The sequence below is a fragment of the Burkholderia sp. AcTa6-5 genome (genome assembly GCF_017815075.1).
In the GTDB taxonomy this organism is placed as follows: Bacteria; Pseudomonadota; Gammaproteobacteria; order Burkholderiales; family Burkholderiaceae; genus Burkholderia; species Burkholderia sola.
Genome location: NZ_JAGIQE010000002.1, coordinates 359,166 through 376,083 on the forward strand (window position 1 = coordinate 359,166; position 16,918 = coordinate 376,083).

The 16,918-nt window shown below is 66.7% G+C and carries 4 protein-coding genes; all 4 read left to right on the forward strand.

The genetic code is table 11. From position 1 onward, the window contains the following. Window positions 1-215 precede the first annotated feature (215 nt). The 4 genes from J8I33_RS04510 to J8I33_RS04525 all read left to right on the forward strand — a co-directional run bounded on the left by J8I33_RS04510 (window position 216) and on the right by J8I33_RS04525 (window position 16,915). Window positions 216-2,354, forward strand: coding sequence for a filamentous hemagglutinin N-terminal domain-containing protein (locus tag J8I33_RS04510; RefSeq protein WP_245171449.1), 2,139 nt, complete (start codon window positions 216-218; stop codon window positions 2,352-2,354). Continuing rightward, window positions 2,354-4,180 carry a ShlB/FhaC/HecB family hemolysin secretion/activation protein gene (locus J8I33_RS04515; protein ID WP_209933447.1) on the forward strand — a complete coding sequence of 609 codons (1,827 nt, stop codon included), beginning with the start codon at window positions 2,354-2,356 and terminating at the stop codon, window positions 4,178-4,180. Before J8I33_RS04510 ends, J8I33_RS04515 begins: the two co-directional genes overlap by 1 nt. Continuing rightward, the gene (locus tag J8I33_RS04520; protein WP_245171451.1) at window positions 4,180-5,112 is read left to right on the forward strand and encodes a peptidyl-prolyl cis-trans isomerase; all 933 of its coding nucleotides are present in this window, start codon (window positions 4,180-4,182) and stop codon (window positions 5,110-5,112) included. The genes J8I33_RS04515 and J8I33_RS04520 overlap by 1 nt, the downstream gene beginning before the upstream one ends. Window positions 5,113-5,266: 154 nt before the next feature. Beyond that, the gene (locus tag J8I33_RS04525; RefSeq protein ID WP_245171518.1) at window positions 5,267-16,915 is read left to right on the forward strand and encodes a filamentous hemagglutinin N-terminal domain-containing protein; all 11,649 of its coding nucleotides are present in this window, start codon (window positions 5,267-5,269) and stop codon (window positions 16,913-16,915) included. Window positions 16,916-16,918 lie beyond the last annotated feature (3 nt).

Sequence of the window (16,918 nt, forward strand, 5' to 3'; positions counted from 1 at the left end):
TGTGCCTCGACGTGAAATCGATTTGTAATGTCGACTCCGAAGCGATTAGAGAAATTATTCGATAAAGCACCCTAAAGAAAGGCGTGCCCCCGCCGTTACTCTTCCTCGGTATCTCAAAAAAGTATGACGAAAGCAGTACGACCACACGACCAAAAAACCGAGGGCGCGCGGCCGGCGAAGCCGTGCGCGGGATCAGAATGGGATGCACCGATTCAATGGGGCGCGCAGGCACCGGGGGCTGGCGCGCGCTGTGCCTTTGCCTTGCCGTAACGGGACTGCTGCCGCATTGCGCCGCCGCCGCGGGGATCGTCGCGGACGGCGGCACGCCCACCAGCGTGTCGATCGGGCCGAATGGCCGGCAGCTCGTCAATCTTGCGCCTGCAGTCGCCGGCGTATCGAGCAACACGTATTCGTCGTTCAACGTGACGACGGCCGGCGCGACGCTGAACAACGCCGGCATCAACGCGCGCACGATCGTCAACCAGGTGACGAGCACGAACCGCAGCCTGATCGAAGGCGAGATCGCCGTGGCGGGGCCGCGCGCGAACGTCGTGCTTGCGAACCCGAACGGCATCACCGTCAACGGCGGATCGTTCGTCAATACGGGGCACGTCGCGCTGTCGACCGGCAACGTGAGCTTCAACGACCTGCAGATCGCCCCCGGCGTGATCCAGCGCAACATCGTGCTCGATACGTCGACCGGCACGATCGTCGTCGGTCCGGGCGGCCTGGCCGGCGCGTTGATCGGGCTGGATCTGATCGCGAAGAACATCGTCGTCGACGGCGCGATCGACAACGCGTTTTCGTCGGCGACGGCCGGCGTGCGCCTGCTGGCCGGACGCAGCCGTGTCGAGCTGAACACGGGGCTGTCGCCGAACGACAACGCCAACGACTGGCTCTCGCGTACCGCGACGACCCAGCCGGACACCGCATCGTCCTACGCGATCGACATCACCGCCGCAGGCAGCGTGACGAGCGGGCGCGTGCAGTTGATCGTCACGGACCGCGGCCCCGGCGTGCGCAGCGCCGGCGCGATGAATGCGTCGCTGGGGGATTTCACGTTGACGTCGAACGGCAACGTCGAGATGTCCAACGCGAAGATCGACGTCGCGCGAGACCTCGACGTCACCGTTCAGGGCGGCATGACGCTGACCGACACCGACCTGAAGTCGCGCGGCGGCCACGCGAACGTGTCGGCAGCCGATGCGATCGCGTTGACGGGCAGCAGCCTGATGGCGTCGGGCAGCGTCAAGCTGAACGGCGCGGGCATCGCGCTGAATCCCGACGACGCGATGAAGGGCGCCACCGTGGCATCGTCGCAAAGCGGCGTGGTGCTCAAGAGCGCGGCGGACATCGTGAACGTCGGCTCACTGGTGCAAGGGCAGACCGCGATCGACGCGGATCCGGATTCGGCGGGCGCGGTAACGCTGAACGCGGCGGGCCGCATCCTGAACCAGTCGCTGCCGCAAACGGGGATCGGCATCCTGTTCGGCGTGAAGGGCGATGTGTCGCTGACCGCGGGCGCCGATGTCGTCAACCGGAATGCACGGATCCTGTCGAACCGGAGCGTGTCGATCGACGCGGGCGGAGATCTGCAGAACATCGTCGACCACAGCACCGGCGTGCAGAACGGTGCGGTGGTCGGCTTCTCCGAGCAGGGCGGCCGCTTCCTGTTCTTCAAGCATCGTAGCGACGGCTTCACCGTCGACTATGGCGCGCTGGCCGACGCATCGAAACTCGCGTACATCACGGCCGATGCGGGCAACGTGACCGTGCGCGCCGCGAACGTGACGAATATCGGCGGATCGATCCTGTCGAATGGCGGCGCGATCGACATCGCCGCGCGCGAAAACATCCTCACGCAGGCCGTTTTCACCGGGCAGGCAGCGTATCGGCGCTCGTGTTTCGTGTTCTGCCGCGCGAGCGCGTCGTCGAACGTGCAGGCGTTCGGCGGCGTGATCGAGGCCAACGCCGACATCCAGCTGAAAGCCGGTACGCAGATCACGAACACGGGCGGAACCGTGCTCGCGCTCGGCGCATTGACGCTCGACGCGCCGAAGACGCTCGCGCAGGGCGTGCCGGGCTACACGGTGATCAACCGCGACCACGACCTGAAAGCGTGGTTCGGCAATCGTTGGGCGGCGATCTATGCGGCCGATACCGGTGGCGTGTTTACCGGCGGAACCGGCAAGGTGCGCCTGACCGGCGAGGCCGACATCGAAGGCGGCGCGTACAGCGCGCCCGAAGGTGTGCTCGCTGCGGGCGGCGTCGTGACGATCCGGCCGCCTCATCGCGATCTCGTGACGATCGGCAACCGCAATCACATGGGTCTCGTGTCGTGGTTCGGCCTGTGATGTCGCACAAGGATCACCGCATCGCCGCCGCGCTCGCATTGACGATCGGCGCAATGTCGCCGTGCGCGCATGCACAGCTCGCGGGCGCGCCGCCGGCCGGCGCGCTTCCGGGCCTCGGCGCGCTGCCGGCCGGGCTCGCGGTGCCGCGTGCGGAACAGGATCCCGCGCAGCGTCTGCTGCAGGAGCAGCGCGACCGGCAGCGCCGCGACGAGATCGCGCAGCCGCCGGCGCAGATCGCGGTGCCCGAGCAGCCGACGATGCCGGACCTGCCGCAGGGCGCCGACGTCGACACGCTGCCGGACGTCGCGCCGACGTTCCTGATCGAGCGGATCGAATTCACCGGCGACGCGATCCTCGGGCAGCGCGAACTGGACCGTATCGCGGCGCCGTTCATCGGCAAGCAACTCGGGCGCAACCGGATCAACCTGCTGCTGCGCCGGCTGACGGAAGCGTTCATCTCGCGCGGCTACATCACGACGCGTGCGTACCTCGGGCCGCAGAATCTCGCGTCCGGCACGCTGAAGATCAATCTCGTTCCCGGCCGCGTGGCCGCGTTGACGCTGAACGGCAAGCCGCTGAGGCCGCGCGATCCCGGCGAGAAGTGGTACGAAGTGCGCGGCGGCGGGTTGCTGACCGAAGCCGGCACCGCATGGGCGTTCGCGAGCACGCCGGGCGACGTGCTGCGTCTGCCCGATCTGGAGCAGGGCGTCGATCAGATCAACCGGTTGCGGCGCAATCAGGCCGAAATCCGCATTCTCCCCGGCGAAGCGCCGGGCGATTCGATCGTCGCGATCTCGAACCGCTACGGCGACCGTCTTCATTACGATTTCGGCATCGACAACTACGGTAGCTCGCAGACCGGCAAGACGCGCTATCGCGCCGGTGTCGAAGCCGACAACGTGATCGGACTGCAGGAATCGCTGTCGTTCAGCTACGTCGGGACGACCGACACGAACGCGGTCGTGTTGTCGGCGGCGGTGCCGTACGGCTATCAGACTTTCAGCTACACGGCGTCGATGTCCGAGTATCAGCAGGCGATTGGGGACGTCGCGCTGCTCGCGGGGCGCACGTTCAGCCAGATGCTCGGCTGGAACGACGTGCTGATGCGTTCGCCGCGCGGGCGCATGAGCGTCGACGTGACGCTCAACAAGCTGCGCACCGAGCGCGATCTCAACGGCATTCCGTTGTCGCCGCAGAACCTGACGGTGTTGCGTGTCGCGCTGAACGGACTGTCCCGCTTCGTCATGCGCGATCAGGGCGCAGCCGCGACCTGGGATGTCGGCGTGTCGCAGGGTTTGCCCTGGCTGGCAGCCAACCACGATGCGTCGGACATCGGTATCGACGACGCACACAGCCAGTTCACGAAGCTCGATGCCACCGGCACGCTGCAGTTCACGCTCGGCGATTTCGCCGGTTCCATCTGGGCGTATCGCGGCACGCTTCGCGCGCAGTACAGCCGCGTCGCGCTATTCGGCAACGAGCAGATCTTTCTGGGCGGCATGGGTTCGGTCCGCGGGTTTACCGAAGGCGGGATCGCGGGCGACAGCGGCGCATTCGTGCGCAACGAGCTGGCCTGGCAGAACGTGCCGGCGTGGCACGACGCGCGCATCGAACCGTACGTGTTTCTGGACGGCGGCAAGACGCACCTGAACGCGCAGGGCGGCTGGCCGTCGCTCGTCGGCACGGGTGTCGGCACGCGTGCGCAATGGCGTTTGAAAGGCGGGACGCTGTCGACCGAAGTGCTGGTCGGGCAGGCGCTCGTGCAACCGGCCGCACTCGGCAAGAAGGCCAGCGTGTTGCTGGCAACACTCAACTGGACGGACTGATGGAGAACTTCAGGGATCGCCTGTCGAACGGTCGCGAGATCGCGATGCAACCCAACCTGTCGGCGCGGATTCGCAAGATCGGCGTCGCGCTCGTCGCGGCGATGCTGTGCGGCGCTGTCGTCCCGCACGCGTACGCGGTTCCCAAGGCGGCGAAGAAACCGGCCGATGCAACCGCCGCGATGCCGGCTGATGCGATCGCGAGCGTGAACGGCGTGCCGATCCTGCAAGCGCAGGTCGACGAAGCCGTGCGCGCGTCGAAGGCGCCCGATACGCCGGCGCTGCGCGCGGCGCTGAAGAACCAGCTGATCGCGCGCGAGCTGTTTCGACAGGCGGCGCTCAAGCAGCACTACGACACGAAGCCGCAGGTCGTTGCCGCCGCCGAGCAGGCGAAGGCGCTCGCGATGACGCAGGCGTACCTGCGTGATCAGGTCAAGCCGGCGCCCGTCACGGATGCGGACGTCAAGGCGCGCTACGACGCGGTTGTCGCAACGCTCGGCGAGAACGAATACAAGCCGAGCGTGATCGCGGTCAACGACGCGGACACCGCCAAGCAGATCCTTTCGCGGCTCAAGAAAGGCGAGGACTTCGGCGGGCTCGCGCGGCAGTTCAGCAAGGGGCCGGCCGCGGCGCAAGGCGGCGCGCTGAACTGGATCTCGTTCAAGACGCCGATCGAAGCAGGCCACACGCAGAACTGGCCGCAACCGCTCGCCGAAGCGCTCGTGAAGCTTCCGCAGGGCGGACTGACGCGCGAGCCCGTGCAGGTCGGCGATACGTACTGGATCGTGCGTGCCGACGACAAGCGCCCGACGCAGGTGCCGCCGTTCGACCAGGCGAAAGACACGCTGCGGCAACAACTCGAGCAGGTCGCGATAGAGAAGGCGACCGCGCAGGTCGTGGCGGATCTGATCCGCAACGCGCGGATCCAGCAGTAAGCGGCAAGCAGCAAGCCGCCAGTAGCAGCGTCGGGCAGCCGCCCGGCGAACACGCAGGCGATGCCGGGCGGGGAAACCCGGCATCGCTCGGCGCCACGGTCCGCCGGCCGATGGCGTACGGCGCGGGGCCATGAAACGAAGCGAACAACAGAAGATGAACACGTCCAAGCGTAAGACCTTGCAGCAGCTTGCCGCCGCCGGTGCGGCGCGAATCCGTGCACGTGCGCGGTCGGCGGCAAGTGCGCCGCGGTTCTTCGCGGTCGAGCAGGTCGCGGGATCGTATCGCTGGTGGCAGCGTGCGACGAGCGCGCTTCTCGCGCTGGCGATGTTCATCGGACCGATCACGGTCGCCGTCGAGCAGGGCCGCGATGCAGCCGGCGTGCTCGGCGCGGGCAATCGTCGAATCGACGACGACGCATGGCAGCGGCTGCTCGATCTCGCGTCGCTGCGCGTCCGATTCTCGATGCAGCTCGCGGCTGCCGCGCCCATCGTCGATCCCACGGCGCCGATCTCGTTTCAGCCTGCCATCACGCAGTCGACCGGCGCAGGCGGCGGCGTGCCGGTCGTCAATATCACCGCGCCGAACGCGGCCGGTATTTCGCTGAACCAGTATCAGCAATTCAACATCGATCCGGTCGGGCTGATTCTGAACAACAGCCTGATGTCGGGCACGTCGCTGACGGGCGGCAACGTGCAGGCCAACCCGAACCTGAACGGCCGTACGGCGAGCGTGATCGTCAACCAGGTCACGTCGACCGGCAATGCCTACGCGAGCTTGCTGAACGGTCCGCTCGAAGTATTCGGCGCACCCGCGGCCGTCGTGATCGCGAATCCGAACGGGATCACGACACGCGGCACCGGCTTCACCAACACGATCGGCGTGACGTTGTCGACCGGCGCGCCGCAGTTCCTCAGTGGCGTGGGTGGTAGCGCGACCGACTTCGCGAACGCGAAGGCGCTCGGCTACAACGTGACCGGCGGTCACCTGCAGATCGAAGGCAATGCCGGCGTCAACGGGCCCGGCGCGGGGATCGAGGGGACCGTCGGCACGATCGACCTGATCGGCGAGACGATCGGCATCAACGCGCCGCTCTATGCCGGCACACGCATCAACGTGATCGCCGGGCGTCAGTTCGTGACGCCGGCCGCCGTCGATACCTACGGCACCACGTACGGCACCGCGTCGAACGGCTCGGACAACTCCGCCGCGGCGATCAATGCCGCGAACGGCGGCGCGAATCGTTCGCTCGCGATCGACGCGACCGCGTTCGGCGCGATGACGGCCGGCCAGATCCAGGTGGTCAGCACCGCCGCGGGGATGGGGGTGCGATCCGACGCGCAGCTTGCCGCGAACGCAGGCGACTTGCTGCTGTCGGCGAACGGCGACGTATCGGTCGCGGGCTCGGCCGCGCAGCAGCAGGCGACGGTTCATAGCGCTGGCAACGTGTCGATGACCGGTACGCACATCGGGGTCGGCGGTTACGCGATCGACGCGAATGGCGACGTGACGTCGACCGGCTCGATCCAGTCCGGCGGCAAGCTCGCCGTGGCGGCAGGCGGTAACGTGAACGTCGCGAATGCACAGGCGCACGGCGACATGACGGTCGCGGGCGGCACGAACGTCACGCTCGGCGACGTACAGGGCGGCGGTGCGTTGTCCGTTACCGCGCGCGGCACCGACGGCACGGGCGACGTGAACCTGAACGGCACGTCGGTCGTGACCGGCGCGACGACCGTGCAGGCGGCCCGCGACGTCAACGTGAACGGGCAGACCAACAGCGACACGCTGCGCGCGACCGCGCAACGCGATGCGACGGTCAACGCGGCGCTGCAGACCTCCGGCGCGCTGGCGTTGACGGCGACGCAGGGCAACGTTGTCGCGCATGCGACGGTGAAGAGCGGTGGCGATCTTGAGCTGACGTCCGGACAGGACACCGTCGTCGCGTCGCAGGCGACCGCGCAGAACGCGGTCAGCGTGCAGGCGGGGCGCGACCTGAGCGTGAGCGGGTCGCTCGCGAGCGGAACGACGTTCGCCGCCGATATCGCGCGCGACGCGTCGGTCGGCGGCTCGCTGATGGTCGGGACCGACGCGCGTGTGGACGCGGGGCGCAACGTCGATACGTCCGGTGTCGTGATCGTCCAGCGCAACGGGTTACTGAGCGCAGGCAACGACATCACCGGAAGCGGTTCGATCGCATTCGGCCAGAACGGCGCGTTGAATGCCGCGCATGACGTCGCGCTGACCGGCAAGCTGCTCGCCAATGGTCTGCAGGTCGACGCGGGCAACAGCGCGAATCTCGCGACGGTCCAGGCGGGCGGCGCATTCGGTGTGACGGCAAACGGTAACGCCGGCGGCGGCGACGTCGTATTCAACGGCAACGCGGCGGCACTCGGCGCCGCCGACGTGCGCGCGTCACGCGACGTCGTCGTGAACGGCACGCTGGCCGGTGGCGCGCAGGTCGCGCTTGCCGCGCAGCGCAACGTGATCGTCGGCGGCAGCGGCACCGTGCAGGCCGTCGGCGATCTGGCGATCACGGCGGCCAGCGGCAGCGTCGCGTCGGCCGGCACGTTGAACGGCGCGGGTGCGCTGACGGTGCAAGGTGCGCAGGATGTCGCGCTGACCGGCGCGACGACCGTAACGGGCGACGTGACCGCCACGGCTGGCCGGGATCTCGTGATCGGCGGTGCGTTGGCCGGGCAGGGCGTCGCGACGCTCACGGCCGCGCGCGACATCGTCGCCGGCGGCACCAGCGGCTTCGCGCAGGACACGACGTTGAGCGCGGGGCGCGATATCGGCGTGACGGGTGCGTTCCAGGGGCGCGCCGTGTCGATGACGGCAGCCGGTTCGATCGCGCTGAACGACGTGCAGGCCAACGCGGGGCTTCGGCTCGCGACGCGCACGGGCGACGTTTCGATCGGCGGCAACGTGAACTCGCTGACGAACGGGACGATCGACGCGGCGCGCGACGTGATCGTCAACGGCACGCTGCGCACGGCAAGCAGCCTGATCGTCGGCGGCGGCCGCAATACGTCGATCGGCGGGACGGTCCAGTCGAACGGCGACGTCGCGCTGACGAATGCGGCCGGCTCGCTGACGAGCACCGGCAATATTCAGTCGGGCGGCAACCTGTCGGTGAACGCCGCGCAGTCCGTGGATCTGGGCACGCACTCGACGTCGTCGCTCGGTGACCTGACCGTGAACGCGGGACGCGATCTGACGATGAACGGCTCCGTCGTCGCGCAGGGCAACGGCACGCTGAACGCCGGCGGCGCGATCGGCGGTGCGGCCGCCGTTGCGTTCGGGCTCGCGGCGAACGTCGGTTCCGGCGGCGATACGAATCTGACTGGTTCGCTGCGCGGCGGCAACGTGCGGACGGCGGCCGGCGGATCGGCCACGCTGCACGACGTGCAGGCTGCAACGACGCTCGCGCTCGGCGCGGCGAACGACCTGAGCGTGACCGGTGCGGTGACGGGCGGCGCGGACGTGGTACTGGCCGCCGCGCGCGATATCGGCATCAGCGGTTCGTTGCAGTCGGCCGGCAACACGTCGCTGCGGGCGACCGGCAGTATCGGATCGACCGGTGCGATCGCGAGCAATGGTGCGTTCGACGCGCAGGCAGGCAGCGACATCAATCTTGGCGGCAACACGACCGTGTCGCACGACACGACGCTCGCGGCCGGACGCGACGTCAACGTGAGCGGGTCGCTGGCCGGGCAGGGACAAGGCATCGTCAATGCGGCGCGCGACATCGTCGGCGCAGGCACGTTGACGTTCGGTCAGCAGGCGACGCTCCAAGCCGGGCGCGACGTCGCGCAGCGAGGGCTGATCCAGGGGCAGTCGGTCAGCGTGACGGCGGCCGGCAATGCGGCCGTGAACAACGTCGAGTCGACCGGCACGATCGGGCTGCGCGCGAACGGCACGAACACCGCAACGGGCGCAGGCGATCTGCGCATCGACGGTTCGGTCGCCGCCGCGGGCGCGATCACGGCGTTCGCGCAGAACGACGTTGCGATCGGCGGCAAGGTTGCGAGCGGTTCGACGGTCGGCGTGACCGCGCAGCGGGACATCGCCGTGAGCGGCGCGATCGAGTCGGTCGGCGACACGGCGCTGGCTGCGCGGCAAGGCAGCCTCAACGCGACCGGCGGCATCAACAGCGGCGGCAAGCTCGCTATCGCGACCGGCCTCGACCTGTCGCTCGGCGCGAGCACCAGCGCGATCGGCGACGCGACGCTGACGGCCGGCCGCGATGCCACGCTGAACGGCACGATGGTCGGACAGGCGAACGGCACGGTGACGGCCGCGCGCGACATCAACGGCGGCGGCAAGCAGGCGTTTGCCGCGACCGCGAACTATGCGGCGCAGCATGACGTCGCGCTGACCGGCGGCATGCAGGCGGCCGCGATCGCGGTGACGGGCGGGAACAACGCGACGTTGCACGATGCGTCGTCGTCGACCACGTTGACGCTGACGGCGAACGGCAACGCCGGCGAAGGCGATGCGGGCATCACGGGTGCGGCGTCCGCACAGGGGGCGGCGAACGTGACGGGGGCGCGGGATGTGTCGATCGGCGGCACACTCGGCAGCGGCGATGCGCTCGCATTGACCGCGCAACGTAACGTGACGGTCAACGGCGGCGTGGAGTCGAACGGCGATCTGAAGGCAACCGCCACGAACGGTAGCGTCATGCTCACGGGGGCGACCACGACCGCGGGTGCGTTCAGCAGCCTGTCCGGGCTCGATACGCAACTCGGCGGCCAGATTGCGGTGGCGAAGTCGACGAACGTGCAGGCCGGCCGCGATATCGCGTTGACGGGGACACTGGCGGGTCAACGCGACGGCACGCTGAGCGCGGGCCGCGACATCAACGGTGCGGGCTCGGCGGCATTCGCCCAGTCGGCGACACTCGATGCCGCGCACGACGTCGCGCTGACGGGTGGGCTGCAAGCTGCGGCCGTCAACGTGACGGGCGGCAACAATGCGGGGCTCGGCACGGTTCAGGCCGTCAACGGCAATCTCGACGTCACGGCGAAGGGCGGTGCCGGCGGCGGCGATGTGACGCTCGGCGGAGCGGCCACCGCGTTCGGCGCGATGCAGCTGCAAGCCGCACGGGACGTTTCCGTTGCGGGCGCAATCAATACCGGCGGCACGACGACGATCAATGCGGCGCGCAGTGTCGCGCTGTCGGCGGTCAATTCGGCGGGCGATCTCGCCGTAACCGCTTCGGGCGGCAACGCAAGTGCGACGAGCCTGACGACGCAGGGCAACCTGAACGTCGGCGCCGCACAGGACATCGCCGTGACGGGGCAGAGTGTCGCGGGCGGCAATGCTTCGCTGAACGCGGGCCGCGACATGACGCTCGCAGGCGTTGGCGCGCAGCAAAACGGCACGTTGACGGCTGGTGGCTCGGTGACGGCCGACGCGATCGCGTTCGCGCACCAGGCGAGCGTCACCTCGGGCGGCAATATCGCGGTGACAGGCAACGTCGCGACCAACGGCGATCTCGCGATGACCGCCGGCAACGATTTGTCGGCCGGCTCGGTGCAGGCGGGCGGCGCGATCGGATTGCGGGCGCAGGGCCACAACGGCGCCGGCGACGTGATGGTGAACGGCGCGGTGACGTCGGGCAACGCGACGACGATCGCGGCCGCGCGCGATGCGGGTATCGGTGCGGCGTCCAGCGGCGGTGCGCTGAACGTGACGGCCGGACGCAGCCTCGGTGTCGCGGGCGCGATCAATGCGACCGGCGACGCGACGCTGACTGCGACGGCGGGCAATCTCGGCGTCGGCGGCGCGGTCGTGTCGACCGGGAGTTTGCGGGCCAATGCTGGCGGCGGACTCGCGCTGCTTTCCGGCGGGCTCGTGAACGGCGATACGACGTTGACGTCGGGTGGTGCGATGACGCTCGGCGGCGCGCTGTTCGGTCTCGGGGCCGCCAGTATCAACGCGGGCGGTGCGCTCGGCGGCGGCGCGGCACTGACGTACGGCAAGGACATCGCCGTCAATGCCGGAAACAGCATCACGCTCGGCGCGATTCAGGGTGCCGGCAAGCTGACGGCGGTGTCCGGCGGCGACATGTCGCTCGGTGCGACCACCGCGGTCGGCGACGTGTCGGCGAAGTCGACAGCCGGCAGCGTGTCGTTCGGTGGCTTGTTGCAGTCGGGCGGCAATGTCGCGGTTCAGGCCGCGAACAACGTGTCGCTCGCGGGCGGCGTGGGTTCGATGGGGACCGTCGACGTCAACGGTATCGGCGGCAACGTGTCGGTCGCGGGCGTGTCGGCGAACGGGGACGCGACGCTGCATGCCGGGCAAACCGTCGCATTGACCGGCAACAGCATCGTTGCGGGGCAACTGGGCGTGTCGGGCGGCAACGTCACGCTGAGCGGTTCGGCCGTCGGGTCGAAGAACGTGACCGTTTCCGCGCAGGGAACGGTCGATGCCGGCAATGCCTCGCTCGTGGCGTCGCAGAACCTGCAGGTGAACGGCTCGAACGTGACGCTCGGCAATGCAACGGTCGGCGGCGCGCTTACCGCGCAGGCGTCGAACCAGCTCACGCTGGCGGGCGGCAAGGCGGTGAACGTCGTCGGCAACGCGACGCTGGCTTCGCAGAACGGGCTGTATAACGCCGCGAACGTGCTGGCCGGATCGCTCGACGTATCGGCGCCGAACCTGACGAACGCGGCCGGTGCGTCGCTCGCGTCGATCGGCACGACGACGATCAATGCATCGAGCTTCGCGAACGCCGGGCTGGTGAACGGGACGACGACCAACGTTACCGTCTGGGGCGCGCTGACGAACGTCGGTGGCTCGCTGATGGCGGTGAACGCGCTCAACGTCAATACCGGTACGCTGAACAACCAGAACGGGATCGTTTTTGCCGGCAACCCGAACGCCGCGACCGGTGCGACCGGCGACGTGTCGCTGACGATCAATGGCGGCAACGGCGCGTTCTACAACGCGAGCGGACAGTTGCTCGCGCAACGGAACATGGGGATCAGCGCGGTCAACATGGCGTTCGATCCGTCGCAGGGGACGATCAGCCAGGGCGGCAACCTGTCGATCACGGCCGGGTACGTGAATGTCGGCGGCACGTGGAATTACGGCGGGCAGAGCGTTTCGCTGACGGGGCTGAACGGGATCACGAACAACGGCACGATCACCGGGACGTCGCCGTTGACGCTGACGGCAGGCGGCAGCTTCGAGAATCACGGGCAGGTCACCGGGGCGGATGTGACGTTCAACGGCACGCTGAACAATGCGGCCGGGGCGGTGGTGCATGCGGATAACGCGTTGACGCTGAATGGCGATACGACGAACCGCGGGACGGTTGAGGCAGGCAGTGTGCTGACCGTGAACGGGGGGAATTATGACAACCAGGGTGCGACGACGCAGTCGAAGGGGGATGCGAATTTCAATCTCGGCGGTTCGCTGCTCAATACGGGTGGCTCGATATTCGCCGGCCGGAACATTGGCATCTCCGCCGCGCAGGTGATCAACGATCAGACTGCTCCGCAGGGGGCCGTCACGACGACCACGCAGGTCAGCGACCCGGCGCTGCTGATGTCAGGGTCGGTGGGCTGGGTGACGGCCGGCTACGAAAAGACCTCTGGCCATGAGCACACGGTATCCGCAGCTTACGAGACGTCGCCCGCGACGCTGGGTGGCCTGCTGGCGCCGACTGGCTCGACCACGAACAGCGGGTTGTTGTCGGCGTCCAACCCGGTCGCGACATCCGGCACGGTGACGTTCAATCAGTACAGCGTCCTGACCGGGATCAACGACCACGGCGTTTCGCAGTATTCGAACTACTGGTTCGTCGGAACGGGGCCCGAGGCCGGCGCACTCAAATCGGCGACGTTCACATTGCCGACGGTCTATCAAACGACGACTACCCAGCAAGCCGGAACGTCGGGCGTGATTTCCGCCGGCGGCTCGATCTCGCTGACTGCCGGTACCTTGTCCAATAAGGGCGGGCAGATCGCGGCGCAAGGCGACATCGCACTCAACGTCCAGTCGCTGAGCAACGGCGCCGTTGCGCCGACCATGACGGTCAACAACGCGACTTATGTCGATCAGGCCCAGTACGCGAACTTTCTGGCGCAGCTTGCGGCGCTCGGAACGATCGGGGTCCAGGGCACCGGCAATCCGACCGGCGCTTTCAATTGCGACGGCGGCAACTATTGCCAGGTGGGTTCGCCTTACCTGCCGACGACGTTCCAGATCAACAAGGGGGCAGCCGCGCCTGCGGCGACCGGCACGGTGACCTTCACGACGCCGACGGGCATGATCGCGGCGGGCAGCAACCTCACGGTCGGCGGCGGCAATCTGACCAACGAGGGGCTGCTGTATGCCGGCAACAACGTCGCCATCACGTCCGGCTCGCTGACCAATCAGGGTGGCAACCAGCAGAACTACGCGAGCCAGGTCGGCTGCGCATCCGGCGTGCCGAACTCCGCCTGCGGCAACGCGGGCCAACCGCGCGGCAACAACCCGACCACGACGACGTTCGGCTACAGCCAGAACGACGCGACGATCTATGCGGGCCACGATCTCGTGATCGCAGCCGGCCAGATCAACAATACGTACGGCAACCTGCTCGCGGGCCACGACATCGTCATCGGCGGTGTCGGCACGACCGCGAGCTCGACCACGCCCGCACAGAGCCTGAACAACACGTCCGGCAACATCGTCGCGGGCAACGACATCAAGCTCAACGTATCGGGCGCGATCACGAACAATCTGCCGCCGCCCGTGCCGGTACACGAGAACTACGGCAAGCACGAGCAATACTCGGGCTGCATGACAGCCGGCGGCTACAAGGAAAGCTACTGCGAGGGCTATGTCGACCAGCAGTCGGGCAGCTCGTCGGTGATCAGCGCGGGCAACAACCTGCAGATCAACGCGGGCAGCCTGACGAACATCGGCAGCCTGATCGCGGCCGGCAACAACGCGACGATCGCCGTCGCAGGCCCCGTCGTGAACGAGGCGCAGGTGCTGAACGCCTACTGGCACTCGCATTGGGTGCAGGAAACGGGCATGTTCAGCAGCGACAAGCGCCACGACATCTGGGCGTGCGGCACGCCGGAGCAGTGCAAGGCGTTGTACGGGAGCGCATACACGAGCACGGGCGGCACCATCGATCCGCCGACGCCGGTCGGCAACATCGCGGCGACGATCCAGGCGCCGAACCTGTCGATCTCGTCGGGCGGGCAGATCCAGAACGTGGGCAACGTGATCGGCACGTATGTGTCGTTGACGGGCCAGAAGCTCATCAACGGGATCACGACCGCGAACACCTACACGCCGCGTGTCAATGCGCCGTCGCAGGTCATTTCGCTGAGCCCGGTCGACTTGCCGGGGCTGAACCTGTCGGTGCCTCGTGCCGTCGGTACCGGCAAGCTGCCGACACCGGTCGCGGGCGCGGCGTCGTACGTCGACGCGTCGCTCGGCGGTTCCGTGCTCGGCTCGCTTGGGCCGCAGGACTTGCTGAACAATCTGCCGTCGGCGCTGCAGCCGTCGTCGACGCTGTTCTATTACAACCCGCAGGAAGAGGACCTGCTGTTGCAGCAGGCGGCGCTGAAGCAGACCGGCAAGTCGAGCTTCGTCGATGGCCTGACGTACGACAACGAGAAAAACCTGTCGGTGACGGCGCAGGAAAAGATGTACCTGTACCAGAACGCAATCGATTACTCGAAGGCGCACGACCTTCAACTGGGCGCCGCGCTGACGCAGGAGCAGATCAACACGCTCGACAAGCCGATGCTGTGGTACGTCGAGCAGACGGTGCCGGACCCGACGTGTCATGCGACGGGAGCGGCGTCGTGCCCGACGATTACTGCGCTGATGCCGCAGGTGTATCTGCCGCAGGACACGCAGGCGCTGTCGGCGGGCGGCAACATCTCCGGTCAGGATGTCACGCTCAAGTTTAATCAGGACGGTAACGGCAGCATCCTCAATACGGGGAGCATCACCGCGTCGGGGACGCTGAGCGTCGACACGCACACGCTGACGAATCAGGCGAATCAGGTTGATGTCGGCGAGATCTGGCAGAAGGTTGATGGCGGCTATCTGAAGACGACCGGGACGGTGGTGCAGCCCGGTGGGTTCATGAGCGCGGCGAACATGGAGTTGAATGTTCAGGCGCTCAATCAGATCGGTGGGGCACTGCAGAAGCTCAACGCGGATGGGACGGTTGATGCAGCTTCGACGCAGGCGATGCTTGCATCGCTGCAACGGCAACTGGGCGGGGACTTCGCGCAGCAGACGCTTAGCGACCATCTGCATTCGGAGTTCGTGAAGCAGGGCGGATTTGGCCCGGATCAGCTTTTCTCGATGGCGGCGGCGGTGGCGCTTTCCGCGATGGGGATGCCTGTCGTGGGTGCCATGGTGGCGTCAGCGATGAACCAGGCGTTCAGCGATCAAGGGTTCAGCCTCGGGGAGGTTCTCAAGGCCGGAGCGGTTGCTTATGTGACGCAGGGGTTGATCGAAGGATTGGACCTCAACGAGTTGCCGATGCAGACAATCGGAAACAACATCGCATCGAATACGATCACCTCGGAGCAGCTCCTTCAGGGCGCGTTCGAAATCGCAGGCCGGGGGTTGGTATCGGCCACTGTGAATACGGTCGCGTATGGGGGGAGCTTCGGGACCGCGTTGAAAGGAAGCGTCGTTAGCGATCTGGCCGCGATTGCGGCGAGTACTGTCGGCCAATTGGATTTTGACAAATTCTTTGGCGAAGGTGGGCTGGGCAAGATCGGATATGTGACTGCGCATGCTGCACTCGGATGTGCTGCGAGTGCCGCTAGCGGCACCGGCTGTGCGGGTGGGGCGATTGGCGGGGCGACGAGTGCGTTGATCGCGCCGTTGGTGCGGGACGGCCTGTACAACGGTTCGGAAATGGTCACTACGACGGATAACGGCAATGGCACGCTCACGCAGACGACGAGCTATAACAACAAGGCGTTTAATGCGATCACTGACGGGATTTCGGCCGTCAGTGGCGGCCTGGCGGCAGCACTAGCAGGCGCGAATGCCGGCGCGGGCTCGACATGGGCTGCGAATGAAGCCGTGAACAACGCGACATCGTCCAAGACGGTGGTCCAGAAATTCGAGGATTGGGTCGTAGGGACTTACGGTGATATTCCGGGGACGTTTTCCCAGTGGAAGAATCAGCTCATCGGTCAAATGCAACGCGATTACGGTGGGAAGCCGCCGCCGACTGATGCAAACAATCAGCTTTCGGGCGGAGGGAACAACGACAACACCAGTGGGACCGCCGGAGCGGTGGTAACGCCGTCTATTGCCGTACCGCTTTTCGGCACAATCGCGATGATCCCACCGCTGATCCAGCCCGGTGGACCGATGTTGTCAAGCGGCAATAGCGAAACAAATGTCCAGAGTCCGTCTTCCTCGATCGGTGATGGGCCACAGAATTTAGGGAGCAATGTTCGGCTGTATCCAGACGGGAGTTTGAGGACCCCTGACGGCAAATTCGCTAGTGTGGCTGGGAGTCCTGCGCCAGGGACTACAACAGCGTCACAGTTCGCGGATTTTTTGTCCGGTAACGGTGTGAATGTTGTCGGTAAGGAAGTTGTCGTTAACGGTCCTTTGGGTAATAGGGTGTACGATATCGTTACGCAGGATGCGAATGGTACCTTGCATGGGATCGAAATAAAAAGCGGTGGGGCTACTCGGAATACCTATCAAGAGTTTTCGGATCAATTTGTGAATCGGTTTGGCGCTACGGCTACCGGACGGTTCGCAGGAAAGACCATAGGTAGCTCCACAACTGTGTATTTACCGTGATTT